Origin of the sequence: Amycolatopsis sp. NPDC049688 (assembly GCF_040674975.1) — a bacterium.
GTDB lineage: Bacteria > Actinomycetota > Actinomycetes > Mycobacteriales > Pseudonocardiaceae > Amycolatopsis.
The window spans coordinates 286,270-312,927 of sequence record NZ_JBFANY010000007.1; the positions used below are offsets into that span (position 1 = coordinate 286,270).

Sequence of the window (26,658 nt, forward strand, 5' to 3'; positions counted from 1 at the left end):
GGAACGACGTAGTTCCTGATGGGCTTCCGGTAGTTCGTTCGGCTAAGGATACGGCCCGGAAACTCCGGTCGAGTCTAACGTGACCTGATCGTCGGACTGTGTCCGCAGTCACTAGAACGTGTTACATTTCGCCGCATGATCCTCGATCGGTTCAAGCTCACCGGCCAGGTGGCGGTGGTCACCGGAGCAGGGCGCGGAATCGGCGCGGCCACCGCCGTGGCCCTCGCCGAAGCGGGCGCTGACGTCGTGATCGCGTCCCGCACCGAGTCCCAGCTCAAGGACGTCGCCGCGCACGTGGCCGACGCGGGCCGCCGGGCCGTCCCGGTGCCGGTGGACCTGTCCTCCCCGGACGCGGCGGCGGCGCTGGCCGCGACGGCGGTGTCGGAGTTCGGCCGGCTCGACCTGGTGGTCAACAACGTCGGCGGCACGTACCCGCGGCCGTTGCTGGAGAGTTCCGTCGAGTTCATGGAGGAAGCGTTCCGCTTCAACGTGGCGACGGCCCACGCCCTGACGGTCTCGGCGGCACCGTCCCTGGTGCAGACGGGCGGCTCGGTGGTCAACATCTCGTCGGTGATGGGCCGGGTGTCGGGCCGCGGCTTCGCGGCGTACGGAACGGCGAAGGCGGCGCTGGCGCACTACACGCGCTTGGCGGCGGCGGACCTGGCGCCCCGGGTGCGGGTGAACGCGATCTCGGTGGGCTCGGTGGCGACGTCGGCGCTGGAGATCGTGGTGGGCAACCCGGAGCTGAAGGCGAAGATGGAGTCGGCCACCCCGCTGCGGAAGATCGGCGAAGCGGAGGACATCGCGGCAACGGTGGTGTTCCTGGCGTCGCGGGCGGGCGGCTACATCACGGGCAAGATCATCGAGGTCGACGGCGGGCTGCAGGCGCCGAACCTGGAGCTGGGCCTGCCCGACCTGTGAGCCGGAACTGTCGGCGCCCCTCCGGAGCGTGGAAATCGCGGGCGGCGCCGACACCCGCGCCACGGCGTCTTCCTCGGCACTCCCGGCCGCGACCGGCCCCGCCGCGCCTCTTTCTTGACTTACGATCAAGAGACTTCTAGCCTTCGCGTCCACCAGGTCTTGATCGTGAGTCAAGAGCGGCAGGAGCGGACTGAGGCAGGCGATGGAAACTTCGGCGGAGACGGACAGCCCCACCGCGCCGGTGCGGCGGGACGTGTGGTTCGAGTCCGGTGGCGTGCGGTGCGCGGCGTGGCTGCACACGCCGGCGGCGGAAGGCGGGCCTCGGCCGCTGGTGGTCATGGCGCACGGGTTGGGCGCGGTGCGGGAGTGGCGGCTGGACGCGTTCGCCGAACGGTTCGCCGCCCAGGGGTGGGTGGTGCTGGTGTTCGACTACCGGTACCTCGGGGCCAGTGAGGGAGCTCCCCGGCAGTTGCTCGACATCGGCGACCAGCTCGACGACTGGCGGGCGGCACTGGCCTACGGCCGGTCCCTGCCGGAGGTCGACCCGGACCGGATCGCGGTGTGGGGGACGTCGTTCGGCGGCGGGCACGTGCTGCGCATCGCGAGCGAGGACCACGGCGTGGCCGCGGTAGTGGCCCAGTGTCCGTTCACCGACGGTCCGGCGTCGTTGCTCTCCCGGTTCCGGTCGAGCCCGGTGAGCATGGTGGGGCTCATCATCGCCGCCGTGCTCGATGTCGTCGGGTCGGTGTTCGGGGCGAAGCCGGTGCTGGCGCCGGTGGTCGGGCTGTGGTGGATGCCCGCCTTCCTGGTGTCGCCGACCGCGATCGCCGCGGCGTCCCAGCTGATCCCGGCGGGGTCTCGGCTCTCGCCGCGTACCGCCCGGGTCCTCACCCGGATTCCGGCCGTGGGCAAGGGGTTGTCTTCGACCGTCGAGACGGGCGGGCAGCCGTTCCGCCCCGGCGACACCGCTGTCGGCCGCGACACGATCTGGGGTGTCATGAAGGGCTCGGCCGGCGGCGGCGACAGCGCCAACGCGGTCGCCGCCCGGCTTGCGTTGCGGTTGCCGCTGTACCGGCCGGGCAAGGACGTGCGCAAGATCGCCGCGGCGACCCTGTTGTGCGTGTGCGACGACGACCGCGCCGCCCCCGCGCGCACCACGGCCCGGCTGGCGGCCGGGCAGGACCACGTCCAGGTCAACCACTACGACGGCGACCACTTCGACATCTACGTCGGCGACCTGTTCGAGCGTGCCGTCGCGGACCAGATCCGGTTCCTCGCGGCCCGGTTCACGGCCGCGGCGGGCCGGTAGCCGGCAGGGCGGCGATGCCGCGGGCACTGCGCACCAGCGTCTCGACGACGGCGCGGTCGCCCGCGGCGTCGCCCGCGTGGGTCAGCATCCCTTCGACGACGAACACCCCGATCCGGGTCATCGCGGCCTGCTCGGCCTCCGGCACGCCCAACGCGGCCAGGTGCCACCGCAGGATCGCCTCCACCTGCGCGTGGAAGCCGTCGTGCCACACCCGCAGCGACTCCGACGCCGCGACCCTGGCGTGCACCGTCGTGATCAGCCGGTCGACCCGTCGCAACTCGGTGACCGCCCACGACAACTGCTCGGCCGGCGGTTCGGCCGAGCGTTCCGCGATGCCGGCCAGGAACTGCGCGAACAGCGCGTCCAGAACGGCGACCAGCACCTCGTCCTTGTCCTTGAAGTACCAGTAGACGGTGTTGGAGGTCACCCCCGCCGCACGCCCGATCCGCGCCACCGTCGTGGGGTCGTAGCCCTCTTCCACGAACAACCGTGTGGCCGCGGCGACGATCTCACCGCGCTTCTCTTCCCGGTCCTGCGGGCGTCGGTTACGCGGCATCCCTCAGCTGTCGCCGGCCTTCTTCGGCTCCTGGGCCGGTGCGTCCTCCGACGCGGGCTTCTCCGGAGCCGGCGCCTCGGCGGCGGCCACCTTGGCGTGCTCCGGCTCGCCGGCCTCCTCGCCGGAAGCGGGCGCCACCGTGTCCGGGGTCACGTCGGAGTCCTGCGGAACCGGCGTCTCATCCGGCCCGGGCGCGTTCTTGCCCACCAGCAGCTCCGGCGCCTCCCGCGGCCCCCGCCGCCCGGCGACCACGAAGTACGCCACCGCCCCCAGGAACAGCAGGATCGACGTCCACACGTTCACCCGCAGGCCGAGGATGTGGTTCGCCGTGTCGGTGCGCATCATCTCGATCCAGCCGCGGCCGACCGTGTACCCGGCCACGTACAGCGCGAACGCCCGCCCGTGCCCGAGCTTGAAGCGCCGGTCCGCCCACACCACCAGCAGCGCGACCAGCAGGTTCCAGAGCAGCTCGTACAGGAACGTCGGGTGGACCGGGCTCTCCGGCAGCGGGATGTGCCCGGTCGCGACGCCGTTGAGCAGGTTGTCCGGGTCCTCCGGGTTGAAGCGCTGGTAGACCTCGAGCCCCCACGGCAGGTCCGTGTGCGCGCCGTACAGCTCCTGGTTGAAGTAGTTGCCGATGCGGCCGATGGCCTGCGCGACGACGATGCCCGGGGCGACCGCGTCCGCCATCGCCGGCAGCGGGACGCCCTTGCGGCGGCAGGCGATGAGCGCGCCCACCGCGCCCAGGGCGATCGCGCCCCAGATGCCGAGGCCGCCGTCCCAGATCGCGAACGCGTTCCACGGGTTGCGGCCCTCGGTGAAGTACAGCTCGGGGTCGGTGATCACGTGGTACAACCGGCCGCCGACCAGGCCGAACGGCACCGCGAACACCGCGACGTCGATCACCGTGCCCTTGGTGCCGCCGCGGGCCGCCCAGCGGCGCTCGCCCCACCAGATCGCCACGATGATGCCGGCGATGATGCACAGGGCGTACGCGCGGAGCGGGATCGGTCCCAGGTGCCAGACACCGCGGTCGGGGCTGGGGATCGTCGCGAGGTAGGCGCTCATCACGCGGCCACCGTAGCGCTAAGGCGCGGGAGCTTCCAAGGCGGCCAGGTACCCCGCCACCAGCGCGTGCGCGACCTGGGTGACGGCTTGGTCACGTGGCAGGAACCGCTCGTCGTGCAGGCTCGGCACCCCCGCCGTGTCGCCGAGGCCGACGAACATCATGAGCCCGCGGGTCGGGCCGCCGCAGTAGTGGGCGAAGTCGTCGGCGCCGAAGGAGCGGAACTGGTCGTCGACGACGAAGCCGGCGTGCCGCAGCCACCGCTGGGCCCCCGAGGCCAGGACGGCGTCGTTGTCCAGCACCGGCTCGCACGGGCTGATCTCCAGCTCCGCGGTGCAGCCGTGGGCCCGCGCGGTGCCGTGCACGATGTCCGCGAGGGTTTCCAGGGCTCGCTCGCGGTCCTTCGTGCGCATCAGGCGCAGCGAGCCGAACGCGCTCGCGCTGTTCGGGACGACGTTGGCCGCCGCGCCGCCCTGGATCCGGCCGATCGAGCAGACCGCGCCGAACACCGGGTCGATCCGGCGGGACGCCAGCTGCTGCAGGCTCACGACCAGCTGCGACAGCGCGAGGATCGGGTCGCGCAGCAGATGCGGGTAACCGGCGTGGCCGCCCTGGCCGTGCATCGTCACCTCGAACTCGTCGGTGGAGGCGTTCACCGGGCCCGGCACCGCCGAGACGACGCCGTGCGCGATCCGCGGCTGGACGTGCGCGCCGATCACCGTGTCCACCCCGTGCCCGGTCAGCACGCCGGACTCGACGACGTCGAGCGCGCCGGGCGGGGACGTCTCCTCCCGCGGCTGCAGCAGCGCCAGGATCGGCCGGGGCACGCCGACGCGGACCGCCGCGCGGCCGACCGCGACCAGCGCGGCGAGGTGGACGTCGTGGCCGCACGCGTGCATGAACTCGTTCCCGGACGCCCACGGCACGCCGGTGCCCTCCAGCACCGGCAGGGCGTCGAGCTCGGCCCGCAGCGCCACGGCCGGACCCTCGCCGCCGGGCAGCAGGATCGCGCGGCCGGTCTTGGCCACGCGGGTGCCCTCGCCCGCGCCGAGGGCGCCGGTCACCAGGCGGGCGGTGTCCTCCTCCTCGCCGGATCCGCGGGGGTCGGCGTGCACGGCGTGCCGGAGCTCGACGGCGGCGGGCAGTTCGTCGGCGATCGCCTGCGTCCACCGGGTCCACAGATCACTCACACGTGCTCCAAGCGGTAGATCCTCTTCGCGTTCTCGTGTCCCACCAAAGCACACAGCCGGACGGCGTCCTTTTCGGACATCGCGTCGGCCGCCAGAGCAGCACGCAAGAAGTCCGACAAACCCTGCCGGAACAGGGCCGTGCCCAGGTGGTACAGCTCGGCCAGGCCGAAAGCGTCGGTGGAGAAGAGCACCTTCCCGAACGGCGCGAGTTCCAGGAGCTCGGCCAGCACGGCCGGCGCCCGGAAGCCCGCGTTGTGCGTGATGAGCCCGGCGTCGACGAACACGTGCTCGAAGACCTGCGCCAGATACGCGGCTTGCCGGTGGTACGGGTAGTTGTGCAGCAGCAGGATAGGCACGCCGCGGTCGCGGGTGGCCCGCAGCAGCCCGGTGAGCAGCAGCGGGTCGCAGCGGTGCAGGTCGACGTCGGAATCGCCGTAGCCGACGTGGAACTGCACCGGCAGGCCGAGGTCGAGGCCGGTGAAGACGAGGTGCCGGTGCAGCACCTCGTCGGCCAGCCGGCCGCCGCCCGCGGCGAGCCAGCGCCCCGCGGCCGCTTCGACCTCCGGCGGCGACGGCGGCGAACCCGCCAGCTCCAGGCCGACGCGGTAGGCGGCGATCGACTTCAGCCCGACCGCCGCCGAGGCGCGTTTCCCCAGCTCGTCGGCGAAGGCGGCGGCGAACCCGGCCGCGGTGGTGCCGCCGATCACCGCCTCCGCGACCTGCTCCAGCCGGACGACGTCGTGGGCGCGCGTGCCCGCCAGCCCGGCGAACCCGGCCGCGGTGGTGAGCGAGTCCGGCCGGAACCCGCCGTCGAGGAGGAAGTCGGTCGTGCCGGTGGCCCGCAGGAACCGCCGGGCCACCTCGGCCGCGCCCAGTTCGGCGCGGCGCTCGAGGTAGACCTCGGCCGGGGCGTGCTTCGGGAGGCCGAGCACGGGCGCGCAGCGTTCGCGCACGGCCAGCCCGATGAGCGAGTCGAACAGGCTCGTGCCGAGCGGCGACGTCGTGTCCGCCTCGGTCAGCATCGCCTCGAACTCCCCGCGGGACACGTCCCGGGTGACGAGGCCGTGGCAGTGGTGGTCCACCAGCGGCAGGTCCGCGACGAACGGGAGCAGCTCGGTCATGCGCCTCCGTCCACGCTCGTGAGCCTCTCCCCCACCCTACGAGCGTAGGCGGGCGCGGACAGCACCAAGATCACCGCGAGCACCAGCACCGCCGCGGCGACCACCGGAAACCACCGCGCCGGGCCCTCGGCCGGGTACGGCACGACGTTGACGTAGACGGTGTACCCGAGCACGGCGAGCGCGCCGATCGGGAAGACCAGGTGCCACCCCGGCACGCGCATCCGGCGCTTCACGAACAGCAGCAGGATCGCGCCGATCGTCGTGAGCAGGTAGATCACCAGCAGGACGAGCGTCCCGATCGAACCGGACCAGGCGAACGTGTCCGACGCCGTCGCGCCGAAGAAGACCGCGCACACCACGATGATCAGCGCCGCCGCGGCGGTCACGGCGCTCACCGCCGCCACCGGCGTGCCCCGCGAGGACGCCCGGCCGAGGCCGCCACCGGCGTCGCGGCCCAGCGCGTAGAGCAGCCGCGAACCCCCGACGACGCAGGCGAGGCAGCAGCCGAACGCGCTGATCGCGGCACCCACGCTGATGACGTCGCCGGCCCAGCCGCCCGCGTACCGGCTGCCGAGGTCGCCCAGCAGGGACGGCGAGTCGTGGAACGCGCCCGCGTCGCTGCCGAACGCCATCATCTCGACCGCCGTCACCACCACGAAGTAGCCGCCGCCGAAGATCGCCGTGCCCAGGATCGCGCGCGGGATGGTGCGCTTCGGGTCGTGGGTCTCCTCGCCGAGCGTCGCGGCGGCTTCGAACCCGGCGAAGGACAGGAACCCGAAGACCGCGCCGAGGAACACCCCGGACAGCCCGGTTTCCGGGACGAAGACGGCCATCGTGAACCGCGCGCCGCCGGGGGCGTTCCCGGCGAGCAGGCGGACCAGGATGACCACGGTGACCAGCAGGATCACCGCGATCGTCGCGCCTTCGACGGCGAGCAGGGTGCTCGTCCCGCGGCGCGCGGGCGCCACGGACAGCAGCCACGCCCCGAGCAGCGCGACGGCCGTCAGCACGAACGGGCCCCAGGACGGCGGGTCCGGCCAGATTCCGGTCTGCGTCAGAAAAGCGGTGCCCAGCGTGCCCGCGGCCGAGCTCGTCACGACGGCGTAGAACGTGTACGTCCCGAGGAGACCGATGCCGGAGACGACACCCGCGCGCGGGCCGAGGGTCGCGCCGACGAAGGCGTACACCGACCCGGCGTGCTGATAGTGCTGACAGAGCTTCACAAAGCCGTACGCGACCAGCAGGACGCCGACCGCCGAGAGCAGGAAGGCGAGCGGCACGGCCCGGCCGGCGGCGGCCGCGGTCTGCTGGGGGTTGATGTTGGCGGCCATGCTCGGGGCCATCAGCGCCACGGACAGGCCGACGGCCTGCCAGACGGAGAGGGAGCGGCGCAGACCTGGACGGGTTTCGACGGTGTCTGACACGATCTTCACCTCTTTCTCAGGCGAGAAGCACTCAAGTGAACATCGACGGGGGCAGGATGAGCCAGCTCGACCGGGCCGAACTCGCGCAACAGGGCGCCCTCCGGGCCGACGGCCTGCGCGCCGCCGGCGTGGAGCTCGTCGCCCTGACCTTCGTGGACCACAGCGGCATCGCGCGGGTGAAGGCGGTTCCGGTGGACCGGCTGTGGTCGGCCGCGGCGTGGGGCGTCGGCGCGTCGAACTCGTTCGACTTCTTCCTCGCCACCGACGACATCGTGGACGGCACGCATTCGCGTGGCCCCGTCGGTGACCTGCGGCTGCACCCCGACCTGGACGCGCTCGTGCCGCTGGCCGCGCAGCCGGGCTGGGCGTGGGCGCCGGTCTGGAAGTACGACCAGGAAGGCGAGCCGCACCCGCAGGACGCGCGGGCGCTGGCCGCGGCGGCGACGGCCCGGCTCGCGGACCTGGGCTACCACGCGCGGACGGCGTTCGAGATCGAATGGGTGATCACGGCGGCCGATGCCCCGGACGACCCGCGCTCGGCCACCGCGGGCCCGGCCTACGGCTACGCCCGGCTTTCCTCCCAGGCGGCCTACCTGCGGACGCTGGTGTCCACCTTGACCGCCCAGGGTGTCGCGGTGGAACAGATCCACCCGGAATACGCGGCCGGCCAGTTCGAAGTGTCGGTGGCGGCGGGCGACCCCGTGCGCGCGGCCGACATCGCGGTGCTGACGCGCGAAACCATCCGGACGGTCAGCGAGCGGCACGGGCTGCGGGCGTCGTTCACGCCGAAGTTCGCCCCGGACGGCATCGGCAACGGCGGCCACGTCCACCTGAGCCTCTGGGACGGCGACCGCAACCTGTGCGCCGGCGGCGACCGGCGGTTCGGGCTCACGGACACCGCGGAGGCGTTCGGCGCCGGGATCCTTTCCCGGCTGCCGGCGCTGCTGGCGATCGGCGCGCCGTCGGTGGTCAGCTACCTGCGGCTCGAACCGCACCACTGGGCCGGGGTGTTCCGCGGGTGGGGCCTGGAAAACCGCGAGGCGCCGCTGCGGCTGGTCCAGGGCCCGGCCGGGCAGCGCGACCGGGCGGCGAACTTCGAGGTCAAGTGCTTCGACCTGACGGCGAACCCGTACCTGGTGGTGGCCGCGCTGATCTTCGCCGGGCTGGCCGGGGTGGAGTCGGGCGAGAGCTTGCCGGAGCCGGTCGACGTCGACCCCGGAACGCTCCCCTCAGCCGAGCGCCTGCCGGTTTCCTTGGCCGACGCGGTGGCGGCGTTCGAAGCGGACTCGGCGTTGACGTCGGCTTTCGGGGCGGAGCTGGCGACGACATTGATGGACGTGCGCCGGGGCGAGCTCGACCGGCTGGGCGCGCTGCCGCCGGACGAGCTGTGCGCCCTCATGCGGTACCTACATTGACTTGAGCGCCTGGGCGACCTCCGTGCGCAGCTGCGGCAGCTTGGCGTACAGGCGATCGCCGGGGCACTCGGTGTTGTAGAAGTCGCGGTGGCCCTTGATCTCCTCGACTCCGATGCCGTACTGGCGGCAGATGTAGGCGCAGAACACGACGAGCGAGGCCCACTGCGCCTGCGGCGGCTCCACGCTCGTGTAGGTGCCTTCGTTTTCGATGCCGATGGCGTTGGTGTTCTGGCCGGGACAGTGGGCGCCCTGGATCATCGTGGTGCCGCCGCGCAGCGCGTCGAGGCTGCCGTGCCGGCCTTCGAGGCGGTAGCCGCCGCGGCTGACGGTGAAGTGCTGGCCGGTGTCGGACCAGCCGTTGTTGTCGATGTGGTCGTGCTGGTCGTCGCGAGCGACCTGGAAGGCGTGCGCGAGGGAGTAGTCGGTGCTGTTGGGGCAGGCGATGTGGTGGATGAGCACGCGGTTCGCGGGGTGGTCGAGCGTGGTGAGCGCATCGGCGGGCGGGCGCGCGCCCCATTCGGCGCAGCTGTAGATCCGCGGCACGGTGAGGGCGCGCGCGGCCTGCGGGAGCAGAAGACCGGCGGCCCCGGCGGCGGCCAGGCCGGCGGCACCGCGGAGGAAGCCGCGCCGCGGGAGGTGTGCGATGTCCATGGCGCGGACTTTCCCGCGGCGGCGTACAGCTTTCGTACAAAGGGCGTCACCAGGCCAGCGAAAACCGCACCGGCAGCGCCGCGAGGCCACGGAACAGCGGCGAGGGCCGCCACTCCAGCGTGTCGGCCGGCACCGCCAGCACGACGTCCGGGAGCCGGTCGAGCAGGACTTCGATCGCAGCCTCGGCGATGACCTTGGCGATCTCCTGGGCCGCGTACGGGCACCGGTGTTCGCCGTGGCTGAACGACAGGTACGCCTGGTTGCCGGTCGAGGCCTGCGGGACCGGCCGGACGAGCGGGTCCTGGTTGGCCGCGGCGAGCCCGAGGATGAGCAGGTCGCCCTTGCGGATCTGCCTGCCGCCCAGCCGGAGGTCGTGGACGGCGAACCGGCCCGGGAAGTTCTGGGTGGGCGTGTCCTCCCAGAGCACCTCGTTCAGCGCCTGGCCGACGCTGCGGCGGCCACCGGACAGCGTCATCGCGAAGCGGTCGTCGGTGAGCATCAGCCGCAGGGTGTTGCCGATCCAGTACGCGGTCGGCAGCTGCCCCGCGTTCATCAGGTGCAGCAGGTCCTCGGTGATCTCCTCGTCGGCGAGCGCGGCCGGGTGGGCCAGCAGCCGCGAGGTGACGTCCGGCCCGGGGTCGCGGCGTTTGGCCTCGACCATCAGCCGCACCTTCTCCCGGACGCGCGCGTAGGCCTCGTTCGCGCCCTCGCCGGCGGCGTGCGTCCGGTACACGTCCTCGACCAGTTCGGCGGTCTCCGCTTCCGGGACGCCGATCATCCGGGCGACGACGGGCAGCGGAACCCCGTCGGCGTACTGGGTGATCAGGTCGGCCTCGCCGCTCCCGGCGAAGGCGTCGATCAGCCGGTCGGCCACCTGCTGGGCCTGCGCGCCCAGGTCGAACTGGTCGACGCCGCCGAGTGCTTCGTCGAGCGCGTCGGCCCGCCGCCGGTGCTCGGCGCCCTCGGCGAACATCATCGTGGGCTGGTAGCCCAGCAGCGGGAGCAGCGGCCAGTCGGGCGGGACGCGGTCCCAGGCGTTCCACCGCCTCGAGTCGCGCCCGAACGCCTCCGGATTGCTCACGACGTGCTGCACTTCGCGGTAGCCCAGCACCAGCCACGCCGGCACGTCTCCGTCGAGCAGGACCGGGGCCACCGGCCCGTGGGCGCGCCGCATCTCCGCGTAGAGATCCGCGGACTTCTGCTGGAACTGCGGCCCGGACAACCGGGTGGCGAGTGCGGGCTGAGAGGTGGTCATGACGCGGTCTCCCGGGCGGAGGACAGGGCGAAGAGGTGGTCGACGAGGGTGAGCAGGACGTCCTTGGCGGAGTCGCGGCGGCGGGCGTCGCAGTCGATCAGCGGCACGTCGGCGGCCAGGTCGAGAGCCTGGCGCACTTGGTCCAAGGAGTGCTTCGGCTCGCCGAAGTTGTTGCGCGCGACGATGAACGGCGTCCCGTGGTGTTCGAGGCGGTCGATGGAGTACCAGGAGTCGGCCAGCCGGTCGGTGTCCACGAGCACGACGGCGCCCAGGGTGCCGGCGAACAGGCGGTCCCAGAGGAACCAGAACCGCTCCTGGCCCGGGGCGCCGAACAGGTACAGCACCATGTGCTCGTTCAGGCTGATCCGCCCGAAGTCGAACGCGACCGTGGTGGTGGTCTTGCCGTGCGAGGCGCCGTCGTCGATCCCGACGCCCGCCTGCGTCATGGTTTCCTCCGTGCTCAGCGGGCGGATTTCGCTGACCGAACCGACCATGGTGGTCTTGCCGACCCCGAACCCGCCGACGATCACGATCTTCAGCCCGTCCCTGGCGGTGCTCGGCAGCGGAGTCCGGACGTCCTGGTCAGAGCTTCTTGAGTCCAACGAGTACCTGCTTCAGGGTTTCGAGATCGGGCAGATCGGTGTCGACGGGAGCCGAGGACGGGTGGCGGGCGGTCACCCGGCCGGTGTCGAGCAGGTCGCACAGGAGGATCTTCACGACGCTCACCGGCAGGCCCAGCTCCGAGGCGACCTCCACCATCGCCGTCGGGTGCCGGCACAGGCGCAGGATCTTGACGTGCTCGGACTGCATGCCCGGGACCGGATCGCCTTCGCTCACGATCAGCGTCACCAGGTCCAGCGCGCTCTCGTTCGCGCGGCTGCGCCCGCCGGTGACCGTGTACAACCGGTCCGGGTCCTCCCGGTGGAGGTCTTCCCGGCTCATCTCATCCGGCCGCGGTGTGCTGGGGGCGCGGCGGCGCGGTCAGGTACTCGCCGAGCTGCTCGACGAGCTCGTTCATGTTGTGGCCGATGAGGCCCACGTCCGCGTCGTCGGCGGCGATCACGGCGAGGTGGGCGCCGGCGCCGGCTTCCACGATGAACAGCATCCCGCCGTGGAATTCCGTCATCGACTGGCGCACGCCGCCGGTGCCGTCGCCGAATTCGATGGACGTGCCGTACGCCAGGCTCTGGATGCCCGAGGCGATGGCGGCCAGCTGGTCGGCCTGGTCGATCGTGAGCCCGCGGGTGTGGCAGAGCTTGAGGCCGTCCTTGGACAGCACCAGGGCGTGCCGCGTGCCCGGCGTCTTGCCCAGCAGGTTCTCCAGCAGCCAGTCGAGATCGTGGTCCGTGGTGTTCATCGGCTGTCCTCCGAGGAAGCAGAAGGGCGGGTTCCCCGGCCGGCCGCGTGGAACGCGCTGAACCGCGCTCCGGCGTCGGCCCGGACCGGTGCGGGACTCGCGGCAGGCGGCGGCACGGGCTTGGGCGCGGCGGCCAGCGTCTGCCCGCGACGCCGCTGCGGCAGCCCGGACAGCGCAGTCTCCACTGTGGACGCAGGCGCGGCGGCGGGCACCTCGGCGGGCGGGGCAGGCACCGCCGCCGGGCTCGGCGTGACCGGAACGGCGTCCGGTTCCGGCTGGGTGATCAAGGTCCGCGGGATCATGACCACCACGCCGGTGCCGCCCCGCGCGGACGGCCGGAAGTGCACGGTCAGCCCGTGCTTGCGCGCCAGGCACCCCACCACTGCCAGCCCCAGCCGGGTCCCGGACAGCGTGGTCAGGTCCAGCGGCTCGGCGGACACCGCCCGCACCGCCCGTTCCAGGGCGGCGGGGCTCATGACGAGGCCGCTGTCCTCGATCGTGACCACCACACCCGCGTGCACTTCCTCCACGTAGACGTGCACGTCCTCCGACGGCGGGGAGAAGCTGGTGGCGTTGTCCATCAGTTCGGCCAGGGCGTGCATGACCCCTTCGGCGGCGTACCCGGCGACCGCGACGGTGCTGGCCGAGTGCGTCCGCACGCGCTGGTAGGCGCTGATGCGCCCCATCGCCCCGCGCAGGATGCTCTCCATCACGATCGGCTTGGTCCAGCGCCGGCCGGAACGTGCTCCGGTCAGGACCGCGATGCTGTCCGCCAAGCGGCCCGCCTGCGCCGTGCTGTGGTCCAGTTCGAGCAGGTCGCCGAGGACGTTCTCGTCGTACTTGCCTTCCATTTCGCGCAGGTCGGCCAGCATGCTGGTGGCCAGGGCCTGGACGCGGCCGGCGGCGTTGGCGCAGGCCGCCATCGTGGCCGCGCGCATGCGCTCGCTCCGGCCGATCTCCTGCGCGACCGTCTCGAGCAGCTGCCGGTGCGCGCCGCCGACGGAATCCGGCACCTCGGCGAGCGCGGTGTCCGCCGACGCCCCGTCGCGCAGCCGCCGGATCACCTCGGGCAGCGTTTCGCCGGCGAGCCGGGCGGCCTCCGCGTCCGCCACCGCGATCCGGTCGCGGAGGTGGCGCGCCGTCTGCGCGCAGTACGCGAGGGCCGTGACGGCCGCACACACGACAGCGGCCGCCACCGCGCCGTACCAGGCCACCGGCGTCCGGTCCGCCGCGGGCACCCCGGCCGTCAGCCACCACCAGGCCCCGCCGGTGACGAGGATCGCGACCGGTAGAACGTAGCGGGCGGGTACGCGCACGGACATCGGGCTACACCGGGTTTCTGCGGGATTCACGGAAATGGCGAGCGGAAGCGGCGCCAGGGCGAGGACGACCTTAGCGCCGATCTTTGCCGTCCGTAAGAGTCAATCTTCGACGACATGTTCTTTCCCGGTCGGCGACGTTCCCGGGAAGTCAATTCCCAACGAATCGGTCCGCGTACCGGGAAAACAGGCGAAGAATCGGCATTCGGCGCAATCGGGAAAAGCGCCGGCCCACCGCCGGGTCAGGCGGTCGCGACCGCCCGGCGCACACCCTCGGCCAGCTCGGCCGACAGTTTCCGCACTCCGTCGGGGCCCTCGGCCGCCGCCGTGACGAGCGCCGAGCCCACGATCACCGCATCCGCGAACGACGCCACCTCGGCGGCCTGGTCGCCCGACCGGACACCCAGGCCCACGCCGATCGGCAGGTCCGTGTGGGCCCGCGTGCGCCGCACCAGCTCCTCCGCGCCCGCGCCGACCTGGTCGCGGGCGCCGGTCACGCCCATCACCGCGGTCGCGTAGATGAAGCCCGACGACGCGGCCGCCGTGCGGGCCAGCCGCTCCTCCGACGAAGACGGCGCCACCAGGAACGTCCGGTCCAGGCCGTGCGCTTCCGACGCCGTCAGCCACAAACCGGCCTCGTCCGGGATCAGGTCCGGCGTGATCAGGCCGAGCCCGCCCGCCGACGCGAGGTCGCGCGCGAAGCGGTCCACGCCGTAGCGGTTCACCGGGTTCCAGTACGTCATGACGACCGCGCGGCCGCCGCGCGAAGACACCGATTCGACCACCTCGAACAGGTGCTTGAGGCGGAAGCCGTTGTCCAGCGCCGTCACCGACGCCGCCTGGATCGTCGGGCCGTCCATCACCGGGTCCGAATACGGGACGCCGACCTCGATCAGGTCCGCGCCGCCGTCGACGCACGCCGCGATCAGGTCCTTCGAGCCGTCGACGGTGGGAAAGCCCGCCGGCAGGTAGCCGATCAGCGCGCCGCGGCCTTCCGCACGCGTGGCCGCGAAGAGGTCGTCGAGCCCGCTCATCCGTTCACCAGTCCGAACCACTTGGCCGCCGTGTCCATGTCCTTGTCACCACGACCCGAAAGGTTGACGACGATCAGGCCGTCCGGGCCCAGCTCGCGGCCCAGCACCAGCGCACCGGCCAGCGCGTGCGCCGACTCGATCGCCGGGATGATGCCTTCGGTGCGCGACAGCAGCTTGAACGCGTCCATCGCCTCGGCGTCGGTGACCGGGCGGTACTCCGCGCGGCCGGTGTCCTTCAGCCACGCGTGCTCCGGGCCGACGCCCGGGTAGTCCAGCCCGGCCGAGATCGAGTGCGACTCGACCGTCTGGCCGTCTTCGTCCTGCAGCAGGTACGTCATCGCGCCGTGCAGGTTGCCCGGGGTGCCCTTGGTGAGGGTCGCGCCGTGGCGGTTGCCCTCGATGCCCTCGCCGCCCGGCTCCAGGCCGACCAGCCGCACGGACGGGTCGTCGTAGAAGCCGGAGAAGATGCCGATCGCGTTCGACCCGCCGCCGACGCAGGCCGCGACGACGTCGGGCAGGCGGCCGGCCTGCTCCAGGATCTGCTCGCGGGCCTCGGTGCCGATGACGTGGTGGAAGTTGCGCACCATGGTCGGGAACGGCGCCGGCCCGGCGGCCGTGCCGAACAGGTAGTGCGTGGTGTCGGCGTTGGTGACCCAGTCGCGCAGGGCCTCGTTGATCGCGTCCTTCAGCGTCCGCGACCCGGTCTTGACCGGGATGACCTCGGCACCGAGCAGCCGCATCCGGGCCACGTTCAGCGCCTGGCGCTCGGTGTCGACCTCGCCCATGTAGACGACGCAGTCGAGGTCGAGCAGCGCGCACGCGGTGGCCGTCGCGACGCCGTGCTGGCCCGCGCCGGTCTCGGCGATGACCCGCTTCTTGCCCATCCGCTTGGTGAGCAGCGCCTGGCCCAGCACGTTGTTGATCTTGTGGGAGCCGGTGTGGTTGAGGTCCTCGCGCTTGAGGAACACCCGCGCGCCGCCGGCGTGCTCGCCGAAGCGCTTGGCCTCGGTGAGCAGCGACGGACGGCCCGCGTATTCGCGCAGCAGGCGGTTGAACTCGTTCAGGAACTCCGGGTCGTGCCGGGCCTTGTCGTACTCGGTGGCGACCTCGTCGACGACGCCGATCAGCGCCTCCGGCATGAACCGCCCGCCGTACGGGCCGTAGTAGCCCCGCTCGTCCGGGTCGTGCTTGTCGTGCTCCTGGGTCACCGCGACGGCCTCGGGCAGGCGGGGTGGGAACCGGCGGTGACCAGCTTGACCAGGGCGCCCTTCGGGTCACCGGAGGCGACGAGACCCTCGCCCACCAGCACCGCGTCGGCGCCGTGGCCGGCGTAGGACATCAGGTCGCCCGGGCCGCGGACGCCGGATTCGGCGACCTTGTAGACGTCCATCGGCAGGCCGGGGGCCAGCCGCGAGAAGACGTCCCGGTCCACCTCGAGGGTGTGCAGGTTGCGCGCGTTGACGCCGATGACCTTGGCGCCCGCCTCGAGGGCCCGGTCGGCCTCCTCGGCGTTGTGGATCTCCACCAGCGCGGTCATGCCCAGCGACTCGACGCGGTCGAGCAGCGCGACGAGCGCGTTCTGCTCCAGGGCGGCGACGATCAGCAGCACCATGTCGGCGCCGTGCAGGCGGGCCTCGTGCACCTGGTAGGGGCTGACGATGAAGTCCTTGCGCAGGACGGGGATGTCCACCGCGGCGCGGACGGCGTCCAGGTCGGCCAGCGAGCCGCCGAACCGGCGCTGCTCGGTGAGCACGCTGATCACGCGCGCGCCGCCGGCTTCGTAGTCCTTCGCCAGCGCGGCCGGGTCGGGGATGTCGGCCAGGTCGCCCTTCGAGGGGCTGCGCCGCTTGACTTCGGCGATCACGCCGATGCCGGACTCGCGCAGCGCGGCCATCACGTCGCGGGGCCCGGGGGCGGCGGCCGCCCGGATCTTCAGCTGGTCGAACGGCAGCGCGGATTCCCGCACGGCGAGGTCTTCCCGCACGCCGGCGACGATGTCTTCGAGCACGCTCACCGGGCGCCCCCACCAGGGCACGTGCTCACGGATTCACTCGCAAGGTCGCTCACAAAAACCTTCCCCTTCCCGCCGAAACGATGCTAACCCCCGCATCCGAGACGCCCGGTTCCGGGTGTGCGCGTTACTCCGAATGCCTGCCCCGGACGTCCGTCGGGTCCTCCCCTTCGGACAGCGCCTCCCACAGCTCGGCGTCCGGGTCACGCACCGTTTTCCGGGTGGCCGGGGCCGCGTACTTCGCGCCGAGGCGCGCGGCGCGGCCGGCCCCCTTGACAGCGGCCAACCCGCCGGCGGCGACGAGAATTCCCCCGAGCACGGCCAGGGCGCGGCCGAGCAGCATCTGGGTCACCGGCAGCCCGTCGGCGTAGCCGGCGAACCGGACCCCGGCGACGCCAGTCCAGACCGCCGCGACCCCGGCCAGGGCCAGCACCACGCCCAGCACGCGCCGCGCCCAGCCGCCGGTGGCCACGACGCCGGCCACGCCGGCCAGCGCGAGCAGGGCCAGCGGCACCAGGGCGGTGGCCTGCTGCTCGCCGGACTCGCGGTACAGGACCGTGCCGCGGACGCCGCCGTCGCGGAACTCGGCGAACCAGGTCAGCCGTGACGCACCCCACAGTGCGGCCGCGCCGAGCAGCAGCGCGACCACGATCATCCACAGTGGACGCTTCGGCGCCTTCGCCGCCGGGTCCACCGCTGCCGAGGGGGCGCCCGGCGCGTCAGACATGAGCGGCGTCCGCGGCCGGGTCGAGCGCACCCGCCGCCACCATCGTCTGCGCGGCGGCCACGGCCGAAAGCACGGTCCTGGCCTTGTTCAGCGACTCGGTGTCCTCGTAGTCCGGCACCGAGTCGGCGACCACCCCGCCGCCGGCCTGGACGTGCGCGATACCGTCCTTGACCAGCGCCGTCCGGATGGCGATCGCGGTGTCGGCGTCCCCGGCGAAGTCGAGGTAGCCGACGACCCCGCCGTACAGCGCGCGGCGGACCGGCTCGAGCTCCTCGATCAGCTCCATCGCGCGGACCTTGGGCGCGCCGGACAGCGTCCCGGCCGGGAAGCACGCCGTCACCGCGTCGAACGCCGTCTTGCCCTCGGCCAGCTCGCCGGTGACGGTGGACACGATGTGCATGACGTGGCTGTAGCGCTCGATCTGGAAGAAGTCGACCACGCGCACGGTGCCGGGCTTGCAGACCTTGCCGAGGTCGTTGCGGCCGAGGTCGACGAGCATCAGGTGCTCGGCGCGTTCCTTCTCGTCGGCCAGCAGGTCCTTGGCCAGCTGGGCGTCCTCTTCGGGGTCGGCGCCGCGCCAGCGGGTGCCCGCGATCGGGTGCGTGGTCGCGCGGCCGTCCCGCACGGTGACCAGGGACTCCGGGCTGGAGCCGACGATGTCGAACCCTTCGAGCCGCAGCAGGTACATGTACGGGCTGGGGTTGGACGTCCGCAGCACGCGGTAGATGTCAAGCGCGTCGGCCGCGGTCGGGATCTCGAACCGTTGCGACGGCACGATCTGGAACGCTTCGCCGGCCTTGATCGCCTCGACGGCCTTCTCCACCGCGGCGTGGAAGTCCTCCTTGGTCCGCTTCCGGGTGAATTCCGGCGCGGGCCGCCCGAACGCGGCGACGGTGGCCGGGGCGGGCACCTGCAGCTGCTCGGTCATCGCGGAGAGGCGGGCGACGGCGTCGTCGTAGGCCGCGTCCACGCGCTCGGGCGAGTCGTCCCAGTTGACGGCGTTCGCGATGAGCGTGACCGTGCCCTCGTGGTGGTCGAAGGCGGCCAGGTCGGTGGCCAGGAGCATGGTCAGCTCGGGGATGTCGAGGTCGCGTTCGGCCAGCTCCGGCAGCTTTTCCAGCCAGCGGACGGCGTCGTAGCCGATGTAGCCGACCATGCCGCCGGTCAGCGGGGGCAGGCCGGGCAGCGGCTCGGTGTGCAGGGCCTCGATGGTCTCCCGCAGGACGGTCAGCGGGTTGCCATCGGAGGGCAGGCCGACCGGCGGGGTGCCGGTCCAGACGGCTTCGCCGTCGCGGACGGTGAGGGCGGCCGGGCTGCGGACCCCGATGAACGACCAGCGGGTCCAGGACGCGCCGTTCTCGGCGGACTCGAACAGGAAGGTGCCGGGCCGGTCGGCGGCGAGCTTGCGGTACACCCCGATCGGCGTCTCGCCGTCGGCGAGGACCCGGCGCACGACCGGGATCACGCGGCGGCTCTCGGCGAGGACGCGGAAGTCCTCGCGGGACGGGCTGACCGTGCCGGGACCGGCCGAACCGGCGGATGCGCTGACCATGGACCTCATTGTGCCGCTTGCGCGGATCCCGGCGGCGCCGGGGCCGAAATTCAATGGATGTTGAATTCGGCGGGCCCATCGGTCATGATGGAGCCGTGAGCACCACCGGGAACACCGAGCCTAACGCCCGCCGCCGCGGACGGCGGCCCGCCGGCCAGGACACGCGCACCGCGCTGATCGAAGCCGCCAGGGCCGTGTTCGCCGAGAACGGCTACGACGGTGCGACCGTGCGCGCGATCGCGACCCGCGCCGGCGTCGACGCGGCGATGGTCAACCACTGGTTCGGCAGCAAGGAGGGCCTGTTCGCCCAGGCGGTGCTCGAGCTGCCGTTCGACCCCATGGAACTGCAGCAGGTGCTGCGCCAGGGCCCCGACGACGAGCTGGGGGAACGGATCGTGCGCACCTTCATCACCCGCTGGGACAGCGCGGGCGGCGGCCCGTTCGTGGCGCTGATCCGCAGCGTCACCGGCCACGAGCAGGCCGGCCACGTGCTGCGCGACTTCTTCCAGCGGTTCTTCAGCGGGTTGATTTCGTCGATCGGCGCGGACCGCAACGCGCTGCGGATGAACCTGTGCGCCACCCAGATGGTGGGCCTGGGCATGGTCCGGTACGTGGCGAAGTTCGACCCGCTCACCACCGAGGACGTCGAGGTCCTGGTGCGCGCGATCGCGCCGAACCTGCAGCGCTACCTCACGGGCGACATCGGCTGACGCCGTCCTCGGTACCCCTACCGCGCGATCAGCAGCGCGACGAGCGCCAGCACACCCGGGAGCACCTGCACGAAAAGGATCCGCTTGCTGGCCGTCGCAGCGCCGTACAGCCCCGCGATGATCACGCAGACCAGACCGTACAGCTGCAGCTGGAACTCGCCCGCGATCAGGCCCCACACCAGCGCGAGGGCCAGGAAGCCGTTGTACAGCCCCTGGTTCGCCGCGAGGGTCTTGCTCGCCTCCGCGAACTCCTCGGTCGTGCCGAACGCGGCGCGGGCGCGGGGCGTCGTCCAGAGGAACATCTCCAGGACGACGATGTAGACGTGGATCAGGGCGACGAGCCCGACCAGGATGTCGGCGACGATGGTCACGCAAGCTCTTTCTCATCGGCCAGGAGCAGGCGCTCCTCGGTGTCGAAGCAGGTGTGCGTGCCGGTGTGACAGGCCGGGCCGGTCTGGTCGACGCGCAGCAGGACCGTATCGCCGTCGCAGTCGATCCGCACCTCGCGGACGTGCTGGTAGTGCCCGGACGTCTCGCCCTTGACCCACAGCTTCTGCCGGCTGCGCGACCAGTACGTCCCGCGGCGGGTGGCGAGCGTCGCCGCGAGGGCGTCGTCGTTCATCCAGGCCATCATCAGCACGTCCGAGGTGGCGTGCTCGACGACCACCGCGGCGATCAGGCCGTCGGCGTTGCGCTTGAGGCGCGCCGAGACGGCCGCGTCCAGGGTCATGCGTTGGCTCCCAGGATGTGCCGCTTGAGCGGCATCGAGTTCAGCAGGACGAACGCGTAGCCGTAGCCGGCGAAGGACAGGCCGGAGAACAGCTTGACCCACCACAGCTCGGCGGCGAGCAGCAGGAACGCGTGCAGCAGCGCGAAGACGACGGCGACGATCAGGCCGCCGATCCGCGCGCTGCCGTGCTTGAGGACGAGCCCGGTGGTGACGACGCCGCCGAGGATCAGCGCGAGCGCGGGCATCCGGTAGATCTCCAGGCCCGACCCGGCGCCCAGCACCTGGATCAGGTCGAGCAGCGCCCACGCGACCGGCAGCCCGACGAGCAGGCCGGCGGTGACTTTCACCTCGACGGGTGCCTGCCAGGACCTCACCGGACCTCGACCCCGCCGCCGCGCAGCGCGTCCTTGACGTCCCCGATCTTCAGCTGTCCGAAGTGGAACACGCTGGCGGCGAGCACCGCGTCGGCCCCGGTCCGCACGGCGGGCAGGAAGTGCTCGACGGAGCCGGCACCGCCGCTGGCGATCACCGGGACGCGCACGGCCTTGCGGACGAGCTCGATGAGTTCGAGGTCGAAGCCGTTCTTGGTGCCGTCGGCGTCCATCGAGTTGAGCAGGATCTCCCCGACGCCGAGTTCCTCGCCGCGGGCGGCCCACGCCACGGCGTCGATCCCGGTCCCCCGGCGGCCGCCGTGGGTGGTGACCTCGAAGCCGGACGGGGTCGGCTCGCCGCCTTCGGGGACGCGCCGGGCGTCGACGGAAAGCACGATGCACTGGGCGCCGAACCGCCTCGACGCCTCGCTGAGGAACTCGGGCCGCGCGATGGCGGCGGTGTTGATGCTGACCTTGTCGGCCCCGGTCCGCAGCAGCCGGTTGACGTCGTCGTTGCTGCGCACCCCGCCGCCGACGGTGAGCGGGATGAAGACCTGCTCGGCGGTCCGCCGGACGACGTCGTAGGTGGTTTCGCGGTCGCCGGAGGAGGCGGTGACGTCGAGGAAGGTGAGCTCGTCGGCGCCCTCGGCGTCATAACGCCGGGCCAGCTCGACAGGGTCACCGGCGTCGCGGAGGCCGGCGAAGTTGACACCCTTCACGACCCGGCCCGCGTCGACGTCGAGACAGGGGATCACCCGCACCGCGACAGACATGGCCACCAGCGTAGTCAAGGGGCTCGGGGCCGCCGCCGATGGCGCCTCTCCGGCATCCCGCGTTCACGTCCCGGTCATCCGATTCGTCTACTTTCCGCCCGTGCGCAGACTCCTCCCGGTGGCCGTCGCCGCCCTCTCGCTCCTCGCCGCCGTCCCCGCCTCCGCCGCGCCCCGCGATCCCGCTCCGGTCCTGCAGACCCAGGCCTTCACCGGCGACGCCGACGCCGACGATCCCGCCATCTGGGTGCACCCGCGCGACCCCGAGCGCAGCGTCGTCCTCGGCACCCTCAAGAAGGGCGGTCTCGCCGCGTTCGACCTGGACGGGCGGACCCTGCAGCTGGTGCCCGCCGGGCCGGGCGGGCGGTTCAACAACGTCGACGTCGTCGGCGACCTGGCCGTGGTCAGCGACCGGGGCCGGGACCGGATCCGCGTCTACCGGATCGACCCCGCGGGCTCGGGCGCCGGCGCGCACGTGCTCCGTGACGTCACCGACCCCGCCGCCGCGCCGGTGTTCTCCGCGTCGGAGTCCGAAGTGGACGAACAGCGGACCGCCTACGGCCTGGCCGCGGCCCGTGATCCGCGCACCGGTGTCCGGTGGGTGGCCGTGACGCGGCGGCACGAGACGCGCGTGGCGCTGCTGCGGCTGGCCGACCGGCCGGACGGGACGGTCGGCACCGCGCCGATCGCCACCGTGGACCTGCCCGCCGCGTTCCGCCTGCCGGACGGGACCACCTGGTCGCCGTGCGAGGAGCCCGGCGAGCGGCCGCAGCTGGAGGGCTCGGTGCTCGACGGCCGCGTCCTCTACACCGCCCAGGAGGACGTCGGGATCTGGCGGATCCCGCTGACGTCCGCCGGCTTCGGGCGGCCCGAGCTGATCGACCGCGTGCGCTCGTTCGGCGTCCCGCAGCGCTGGGACGCCGCCACGGAGGAGTGCGTCCCGGACGGACCCGACCCGGGCTTCGGCGGCCGGTGGCTGACCGCCGACGCGGAGGGCCTGGCACTGGCCAACGGCACGCTGTTCTCCTCCAGCCAGGGCGACTCGCGGTTCGTCGTGTACGGCAAGCGCGTCCGTGACCTGCGGATCGTCGCCGGCCGGGGCACGGACTCGGTCGAGCACTCCGACGGCTCGGCGATCAGCACGGCCTACCTCGGCCGCCGCTTCCCGCACGGCCTCCTGGTCGTCCACGACGGCGAGCGGCACCCCTCGCCCGGGGACGAACCGGCCACCGGCTTCGCCTTCCTCCGGCTGGAGGACGTCCTCCCGCGATAAAAACTTCCGACCGCCGTGCATCAGCACGGCCCCCTCGTGCGTCCCTGGGGTGAGCGGAAGGGACGCGTGTGAGCTTCGAAGAGTTCGTGGCGGAGCGGCTGGACGGGCTGCTCCGCTACGCCACCGTCCTGACGAACGACCCGCACCTGGCGCAGGACATCGTCCAGGACGTGCTGCTGCGTGCCCAGCAGCGCTGGGACGGCATCGCCGCCCCGCCGACCTACGTGCGGCGGATGGTCACCAACGAATACCTTTCGTGGCGGCGGCGGGCGGTCCGGCGGATGGTGCCGAGCAGCCACGACGTCCTCGACGCGCTCAGCCCGCCGGAAGCCGATCCGGCCACCGCCTGGGACGAGCGGGACGCCATGCTGGGCCTGCTCGCCACCCTGCCGCGCAAGCAGCGCGCCGCGATCGTGCTGCGGTACTACGAGAACTACTCCGACGCCGAGATCGCCGCGGTCCTGCGCTGTGGTCCCTCCACCGTGCGCAGCCAGATTTCGCGGGCCCTGGCCACCCTGCGCCAGGCCCCGCACCCCACGTCCCTCCCCACCGGAGTTCCCGAATGACGCGCAGCGAGCACGACACCGAGACGCTGATCCGGGACAGCCTGGAGCGCCTCGCCGCCCGCGCCCCGGACGGCCACGCGGTGCGCGACGCCCTCGCGCGCGCCGGGCGGAAGCGGCGGCCCGCGCCCCGGCTGGCCCTGGTCGCCGCGGCCGTGGTCGTGGTGGTCGTCGGCGTCTTCGCGGGCACGCAGCTGCTGACCCGGCCGGATCTGGAGCCGGCCGCGAGCCGTCCGGTGCTCGCGTTCAGCCCGGGGTGGCTGCCGGACGGCTTCACCGAGCGGTACCGCGAAGGCGGGCCCGGGATCACCCCGCAGGTCCGGCGGTGGTCCGCCGGGCCGGCCTCGATCACGCTGCAGACGTACTCAACCGCCGATCCGGAGTGGTCGCAGACCGCGCTGAAGATCGCGTCGATCAAGGACCAGGTGGTAGTGCACGGCCGGGTCGCGATGGTCACCGGAGCCGGCGACACCGCTCAGCTCACCTGGCTGGCCGACGACGAGCACGTGCTGGTCGCGGCGCTGGCCGGCGTCCCGGACGCCCGCGAAGCCGCCCAGCGGGTCGCCGGCGCGGTCGCCGCCGAGCCGGTCGGCGTCCGGGGCGAGCTGCGGTTCGGGCCGCTCCCGGGCGGGCTGGCCGAACGGTCGGCCGCGGTGCAGGGCACCGGGCCCGCCGACGCGGCCACCGTGCTGACCGCGGCCGATCCGGCCCGGCCGTCGATCGCCGCGGTGACGGTCGCCGCCGGTCCGGCCTCCCCCGGGGTGAGCGGCGCGGCACCGGTGACCGTCCGCGGCGGCGAGGGTTTCTTCGTGGCGCCGGTGGCCGGGCGGGACGCGATGGTCGCGGCCCGGCTGCCGTCCGGGCGCTGGCTGACCGTGTCGGGTTCGCGGCCGGAGGCCGAGCTGATCGCCGTCGCGGACGGCGTCCAGCTCGACCCGGCACCCGACTACCGCTGGCTCGGGCGGCCTACCAGTTGATCATCGGGAACCAGATGTACCCGAGCCTGCCGAGCACGCGGACGTCCCAGTAGAGCAGCGTGAACGTGCCGCCGACGAGCAGCGCCGCGCCGGTCACGGTGGCGATCCGGGCCGGTTTCGCGGCCAGCCAGCGCTGCACGCGCCCGCCGGTGGCGTAGGTCAGGACGAGGAACAGCACGGCCATCACCACGATGTTGCCGAGCGACTGCAGCGCGAACGCTGCGGCGCCGTAGAGCACGTTGTGCTGCTCCGCGGCGCTGCGGAACATGATCCGGAACAGCGGGTACGGCCGTCCGATGAGGAACCCGCCGATGAGCGCGCCCATCAGGACCAGCGGCGCGGCCGGGTGACGGCGGGTGAAGCTCTCGAAGGGGTTGCGGACGATGCCGAGCGCGATCAGGCCCATGCCGAGGAAGACCAGGCCGACCACCCCGAAGGCGACCATGGACTGGATGCTGCGCGGCGACAGCCCGGTGGTCTTCGCGGTGTCGAACTGCGGCATCCGCGTGCCGACGAGCGCGACGATCACGCCGTAGACCACCGACACCGTGAGCATGCCCGCGGCGATCCAGCCGAGCGGCTTGAACGCGTTGCGCTTCTCGCCCGCCTGGTCGCCGACGAGCGGGGCGACCGCCCCGAAGGCGGCGATGTTGCAGGCGGTGAAGGACCCCGCGAGGCCGGAGACGAACGCGAAGAGCGTCCCGGCGACGACCCCGCTGATCGGGGTGGCCTTGGCGTCGTAGCCGAGCAGGCCGTTCGCGACGCTGTCCCCGATCACGGAGTCGACGAACGGCGCCGACCAGATCGCGGTGAGGACGAACCCCGCCAGGACCGCGAGGACCGCGACGAGGACCCGGCGCGCGGGGTACGGCCCGCCGCCGAAAAAGCCTGCCTGTGGGTGAGCCGGTAGGTGCTGTCTGACCGCCATCGAAGCCTCCCAGTGTGCGGATGACCCAGCCGTTGAAGCGTTGCAGGTGCAGGCGTTGCAACGCTTCGGCTGGGCGTGTGCGGTTTTGGCGCCGAACGGCCCAGCCGGTTTTCATGGGCGGCTACGGTGGGTCCATGACTTCGGAGACCGACCGCCTCGCCGCCGAGCGCTACGTCGTCCTGACCACGTTCCGGCGCGACGGGCGGGCCGTGCCGACCCCGATCTGGGTCGCCGGCCACGACGGCGAGCTCGTCTTCTGGTCGGAGCGGAAGGCCGGCAAGGTCAAGCGCATCCGCAACAGCGGCCGCGTCGAGGTCCAGGCGTGCGACCTGCGCGGGCAGAAGACACACGGCGCGAAGGCGTCCGGCCAGGCCCGGCTGCTGGACGCCGCGGACACCGAGCGCGTCCGGCGGGCGATCGCGCGCAAGTACGGCGTCATCGGCCGCGTCACGATGTTCTTCTCGAAGCTGCGCGGGCCGGCGGACCGGACCGTCGGGATCGCCGTCAAGCTGGACGGCTGAAGCTGCGGAAGCCGCGCCGCAGGTAGTTCGGCAGCGCGTTCGGGTGATCGAGCGACGAGGTGTGCAGCCAGACGCGCCGCGTGCCGGGCAGCGCCCAGGCGTCGGCGACGACGAGGGTCAGCGCGTACCCGCCGAGTCCTTTCCCGACGAACCCGGGCACCAGCCCGAAGGTGGTGATCTCGACGACGCCGCCGGGCTGCGGTTCGAAGTCCGCGGCGCCGGCGACTTCGCCGCGGTACTCGACGAGCCGGTAGTGCCGGCCCGGTTCCGCGAGCCAGCGGTCCCACTCGGCGTCGCCGCGGGTGACGCCCGGCCAGCCGTGCGGCGTGCCGATCCGGACGTGCAGCTCGCGGATCAGCGGCCCCGGCCGGACGGCGCGCAACGCGACACCGTCGACGGCCGGCGCGGGGTTGAGCTGATCGGCGGCGGTCATCTCGAGCTGGGTGACGATCTCCTCCACCCGCGGCAACCTACGACGCCCGGGCACCCCTGTCAGCCCCTTTTCGCCGTTACGCGGCCGCGCGCAGGACGGCGGCCAGTGCGGCCGAGTCGTGGTCCGGGCCGCAGCCGTCAACGAGGATCAGGTCGCCCGGGATGTGGTCCGCGCGCAGCCGGAGGATTTCGCGGTAGGCAGGCGAGTCGTACCACTCGCGTGCCGCGGCGAGGCTCGGGAACCCGATGACCACCAGGGCGCCGGGCCACTCCCCTTCCCGCACCTCCACCGGCGCGCCGTGCACCAGGAACTTGCCGCCGTAGGGGTCCAGCGTCGCCTGGATGCGTTCCAGGTACTCGAAAACCTCCTCCGACAGCACGGCGGGCGGGCGGAGGTGGGCGACTCCGTAGGCGGTCATGGCGTTCCTTTCGTTGTCCTCGAAAGGAATCTTCGCGGGCCGCCGGAACGGAGTCG

The 26,658-nt window shown here is 72.6% G+C and carries 31 protein-coding genes; 8 read left to right on the forward strand and 23 right to left on the reverse strand.

Annotated elements, in window-relative coordinates:
- The first annotated feature begins 135 nt into the window (after positions 1-135).
- Positions 136-921 (forward strand): SDR family oxidoreductase, encoded by a 786-nt coding sequence (locus tag AB0J55_RS24605; RefSeq protein WP_364252675.1) that lies wholly within the window; start codon positions 136-138, stop codon positions 919-921.
- 202 nt (positions 922-1,123) lie between these two features.
- On the forward strand, positions 1,124-2,230 hold the full coding sequence (locus tag AB0J55_RS24610) for an alpha/beta fold hydrolase (protein WP_364252678.1): 1,107 nt from the start codon (positions 1,124-1,126) through the stop codon (positions 2,228-2,230).
- Here AB0J55_RS24610 and AB0J55_RS24615 read toward each other — a convergent pair.
- The 5 genes from AB0J55_RS24615 to AB0J55_RS24635 are packed head-to-tail and all read right to left on the reverse strand — an operon-like array spanning position 2,208 to position 7,587.
- Positions 2,208-2,786 carry a helix-turn-helix domain-containing protein gene (locus tag AB0J55_RS24615; RefSeq protein WP_364252681.1) on the reverse strand — a complete coding sequence of 193 codons (579 nt, stop codon included), beginning with the start codon at positions 2,784-2,786 and terminating at the stop codon, positions 2,208-2,210. The genes AB0J55_RS24610 and AB0J55_RS24615 overlap by 23 nt on opposite strands.
- 3 nt (positions 2,787-2,789) lie before the next feature.
- The gene (gene lgt / locus AB0J55_RS24620; protein WP_364252684.1) at positions 2,790-3,854 is read right to left on the reverse strand and encodes a prolipoprotein diacylglyceryl transferase; all 1,065 of its coding nucleotides are present in this window, start codon (positions 3,852-3,854) and stop codon (positions 2,790-2,792) included.
- A gap of 18 nt (positions 3,855-3,872) precedes the next feature.
- Complete coding sequence (locus AB0J55_RS24625; protein ID WP_364252687.1) at positions 3,873-5,042, reverse strand: amidohydrolase; 1,170 nt, start codon at positions 5,040-5,042, stop codon at positions 3,873-3,875.
- On the reverse strand, positions 5,039-6,163 hold the full coding sequence (locus AB0J55_RS24630) for an amidohydrolase family protein (protein WP_364252690.1): 1,125 nt from the start codon (positions 6,161-6,163) through the stop codon (positions 5,039-5,041). The genes AB0J55_RS24625 and AB0J55_RS24630 overlap by 4 nt, the downstream gene beginning before the upstream one ends.
- Entirely contained in the window at positions 6,160-7,587 is a 1,428-nt protein-coding gene (locus AB0J55_RS24635; RefSeq protein WP_364252693.1) for an APC family permease, read from the reverse strand. The genes AB0J55_RS24630 and AB0J55_RS24635 overlap by 4 nt, the downstream gene beginning before the upstream one ends.
- 56 nt (positions 7,588-7,643) lie before the next feature.
- Between AB0J55_RS24635 and AB0J55_RS24640 the strand changes: the two genes are divergently transcribed.
- Positions 7,644-9,002: a glutamine synthetase family protein gene (locus AB0J55_RS24640; RefSeq protein WP_364252696.1), complete on the forward strand. Its 1,359-nt coding sequence runs from the start codon at positions 7,644-7,646 to the stop codon at positions 9,000-9,002.
- On the opposite strand, the gene AB0J55_RS24645 is transcribed toward AB0J55_RS24640, so the two are convergent.
- From AB0J55_RS24645 to AB0J55_RS24695, 11 genes are all read right to left on the reverse strand, one after another.
- Positions 8,994-9,653 carry a peptidoglycan recognition family protein gene (locus AB0J55_RS24645; RefSeq protein ID WP_364252699.1) on the reverse strand — a complete coding sequence of 220 codons (660 nt, stop codon included), beginning with the start codon at positions 9,651-9,653 and terminating at the stop codon, positions 8,994-8,996. The two genes, AB0J55_RS24640 and AB0J55_RS24645, sit on opposite strands and share 9 nt — an antisense overlap.
- A 46-nt stretch (positions 9,654-9,699) precedes the next feature.
- Positions 9,700-10,908 carry a cytochrome P450 gene (locus AB0J55_RS24650; RefSeq protein WP_364252702.1) on the reverse strand — a complete coding sequence of 403 codons (1,209 nt, stop codon included), beginning with the start codon at positions 10,906-10,908 and terminating at the stop codon, positions 9,700-9,702.
- Positions 10,905-11,438, reverse strand: coding sequence for an ATP/GTP-binding protein (locus AB0J55_RS24655; protein ID WP_364253095.1), 534 nt, complete (start codon positions 11,436-11,438; stop codon positions 10,905-10,907). Before AB0J55_RS24655 ends, AB0J55_RS24650 begins: the two co-directional genes overlap by 4 nt.
- 52 nt (positions 11,439-11,490) lie before the next feature.
- Positions 11,491-11,850 (reverse strand): DUF742 domain-containing protein, encoded by a 360-nt coding sequence (locus AB0J55_RS24660; protein WP_364252705.1) that lies wholly within the window; start codon positions 11,848-11,850, stop codon positions 11,491-11,493.
- Position 11,851: 1 nt separating this feature from the next.
- Positions 11,852-12,265: a roadblock/LC7 domain-containing protein gene (locus tag AB0J55_RS24665; RefSeq protein ID WP_364252708.1), complete on the reverse strand. Its 414-nt coding sequence runs from the start codon at positions 12,263-12,265 to the stop codon at positions 11,852-11,854.
- Complete coding sequence (locus tag AB0J55_RS24670) at positions 12,262-13,587, reverse strand: ATP-binding protein (protein ID WP_364252711.1); 1,326 nt, start codon at positions 13,585-13,587, stop codon at positions 12,262-12,264. Before AB0J55_RS24670 ends, AB0J55_RS24665 begins: the two co-directional genes overlap by 4 nt.
- A 239-nt stretch (positions 13,588-13,826) precedes the next feature.
- Positions 13,827-14,618, reverse strand: coding sequence for a tryptophan synthase subunit alpha (gene trpA / locus AB0J55_RS24675; protein ID WP_364252714.1), 792 nt, complete (start codon positions 14,616-14,618; stop codon positions 13,827-13,829).
- On the reverse strand, positions 14,615-15,826 hold the full coding sequence (gene trpB, locus AB0J55_RS24680) for a tryptophan synthase subunit beta (protein ID WP_364252717.1): 1,212 nt from the start codon (positions 15,824-15,826) through the stop codon (positions 14,615-14,617). Before trpB ends, trpA begins: the two co-directional genes overlap by 4 nt.
- On the reverse strand, positions 15,823-16,632 hold the full coding sequence (gene trpC, locus AB0J55_RS24685; protein ID WP_364252720.1) for an indole-3-glycerol phosphate synthase TrpC: 810 nt from the start codon (positions 16,630-16,632) through the stop codon (positions 15,823-15,825). The genes trpB and trpC overlap by 4 nt, the downstream gene beginning before the upstream one ends.
- A gap of 124 nt (positions 16,633-16,756) precedes the next feature.
- Positions 16,757-17,284 carry a Trp biosynthesis-associated membrane protein gene (locus AB0J55_RS24690; protein WP_364253098.1) on the reverse strand — a complete coding sequence of 176 codons (528 nt, stop codon included), beginning with the start codon at positions 17,282-17,284 and terminating at the stop codon, positions 16,757-16,759.
- Between the two features lie 64 nt (positions 17,285-17,348).
- Positions 17,349-18,908, reverse strand: coding sequence for an anthranilate synthase component I (locus tag AB0J55_RS24695; protein WP_364252723.1), 1,560 nt, complete (start codon positions 18,906-18,908; stop codon positions 17,349-17,351).
- A gap of 95 nt (positions 18,909-19,003) precedes the next feature.
- Here AB0J55_RS24695 and AB0J55_RS24700 point away from each other — a divergent pair, with 95 nt between their 5' ends.
- Positions 19,004-19,618, forward strand: coding sequence for a TetR family transcriptional regulator (locus AB0J55_RS24700; RefSeq protein WP_364252726.1), 615 nt, complete (start codon positions 19,004-19,006; stop codon positions 19,616-19,618).
- 17 nt (positions 19,619-19,635) lie between these two features.
- Here AB0J55_RS24700 and AB0J55_RS24705 read toward each other — a convergent pair whose 3' ends face one another.
- The 4 genes from AB0J55_RS24705 to hisF are packed head-to-tail and all read right to left on the reverse strand — an operon-like array spanning position 19,636 to position 21,492.
- Positions 19,636-19,989, reverse strand: coding sequence for a DUF1304 domain-containing protein (locus AB0J55_RS24705; protein WP_364252729.1), 354 nt, complete (start codon positions 19,987-19,989; stop codon positions 19,636-19,638).
- The gene (gene hisI, locus AB0J55_RS24710) at positions 19,986-20,348 is read right to left on the reverse strand and encodes a phosphoribosyl-AMP cyclohydrolase (protein ID WP_043783154.1); all 363 of its coding nucleotides are present in this window, start codon (positions 20,346-20,348) and stop codon (positions 19,986-19,988) included. Before hisI ends, AB0J55_RS24705 begins: the two co-directional genes overlap by 4 nt.
- Positions 20,345-20,722 carry a hypothetical protein gene (locus tag AB0J55_RS24715; protein ID WP_364252732.1) on the reverse strand — a complete coding sequence of 126 codons (378 nt, stop codon included), beginning with the start codon at positions 20,720-20,722 and terminating at the stop codon, positions 20,345-20,347. The genes hisI and AB0J55_RS24715 overlap by 4 nt, the downstream gene beginning before the upstream one ends.
- The gene (gene hisF / locus AB0J55_RS24720) at positions 20,719-21,492 is read right to left on the reverse strand and encodes an imidazole glycerol phosphate synthase subunit HisF (protein WP_364252735.1); all 774 of its coding nucleotides are present in this window, start codon (positions 21,490-21,492) and stop codon (positions 20,719-20,721) included. Before hisF ends, AB0J55_RS24715 begins: the two co-directional genes overlap by 4 nt.
- 118 nt (positions 21,493-21,610) lie before the next feature.
- Between hisF and AB0J55_RS24725 the strand changes: the two genes are divergently transcribed.
- From AB0J55_RS24725 to AB0J55_RS24735, 3 genes are all read left to right on the forward strand, one after another.
- Positions 21,611-22,762, forward strand: coding sequence for a phytase (locus AB0J55_RS24725; protein ID WP_364253101.1), 1,152 nt, complete (start codon positions 21,611-21,613; stop codon positions 22,760-22,762).
- Between the two features lie 68 nt (positions 22,763-22,830).
- Complete coding sequence (locus AB0J55_RS24730) at positions 22,831-23,328, forward strand: SigE family RNA polymerase sigma factor (protein WP_364252738.1); 498 nt, start codon at positions 22,831-22,833, stop codon at positions 23,326-23,328.
- On the forward strand, positions 23,325-24,302 hold the full coding sequence (locus tag AB0J55_RS24735) for a hypothetical protein (protein ID WP_364252741.1): 978 nt from the start codon (positions 23,325-23,327) through the stop codon (positions 24,300-24,302). Before AB0J55_RS24730 ends, AB0J55_RS24735 begins: the two co-directional genes overlap by 4 nt.
- Here the strand turns inward: AB0J55_RS24735 and AB0J55_RS24740 are convergent.
- Positions 24,292-25,230, reverse strand: coding sequence for a hypothetical protein (locus AB0J55_RS24740; protein WP_364252744.1), 939 nt, complete (start codon positions 25,228-25,230; stop codon positions 24,292-24,294). The two genes, AB0J55_RS24735 and AB0J55_RS24740, sit on opposite strands and share 11 nt — an antisense overlap.
- A gap of 134 nt (positions 25,231-25,364) precedes the next feature.
- On the opposite strand from AB0J55_RS24740, the gene AB0J55_RS24745 reads away from it, so the two are divergent.
- Complete coding sequence (locus AB0J55_RS24745) at positions 25,365-25,751, forward strand: PPOX class F420-dependent oxidoreductase (RefSeq protein WP_364252747.1); 387 nt, start codon at positions 25,365-25,367, stop codon at positions 25,749-25,751.
- Here AB0J55_RS24745 and AB0J55_RS24750 read toward each other — a convergent pair.
- Together AB0J55_RS24750 and AB0J55_RS24755 are read right to left on the reverse strand one after the other, a co-directional pair.
- Positions 25,735-26,211 (reverse strand): GNAT family N-acetyltransferase, encoded by a 477-nt coding sequence (locus tag AB0J55_RS24750; protein ID WP_364252750.1) that lies wholly within the window; start codon positions 26,209-26,211, stop codon positions 25,735-25,737. The two genes, AB0J55_RS24745 and AB0J55_RS24750, sit on opposite strands and share 17 nt — an antisense overlap.
- A gap of 49 nt (positions 26,212-26,260) precedes the next feature.
- On the reverse strand, positions 26,261-26,602 hold the full coding sequence (locus tag AB0J55_RS24755; protein WP_364252753.1) for a DUF1330 domain-containing protein: 342 nt from the start codon (positions 26,600-26,602) through the stop codon (positions 26,261-26,263).
- Between the last annotated feature and the right edge of the window lie 56 nt (positions 26,603-26,658).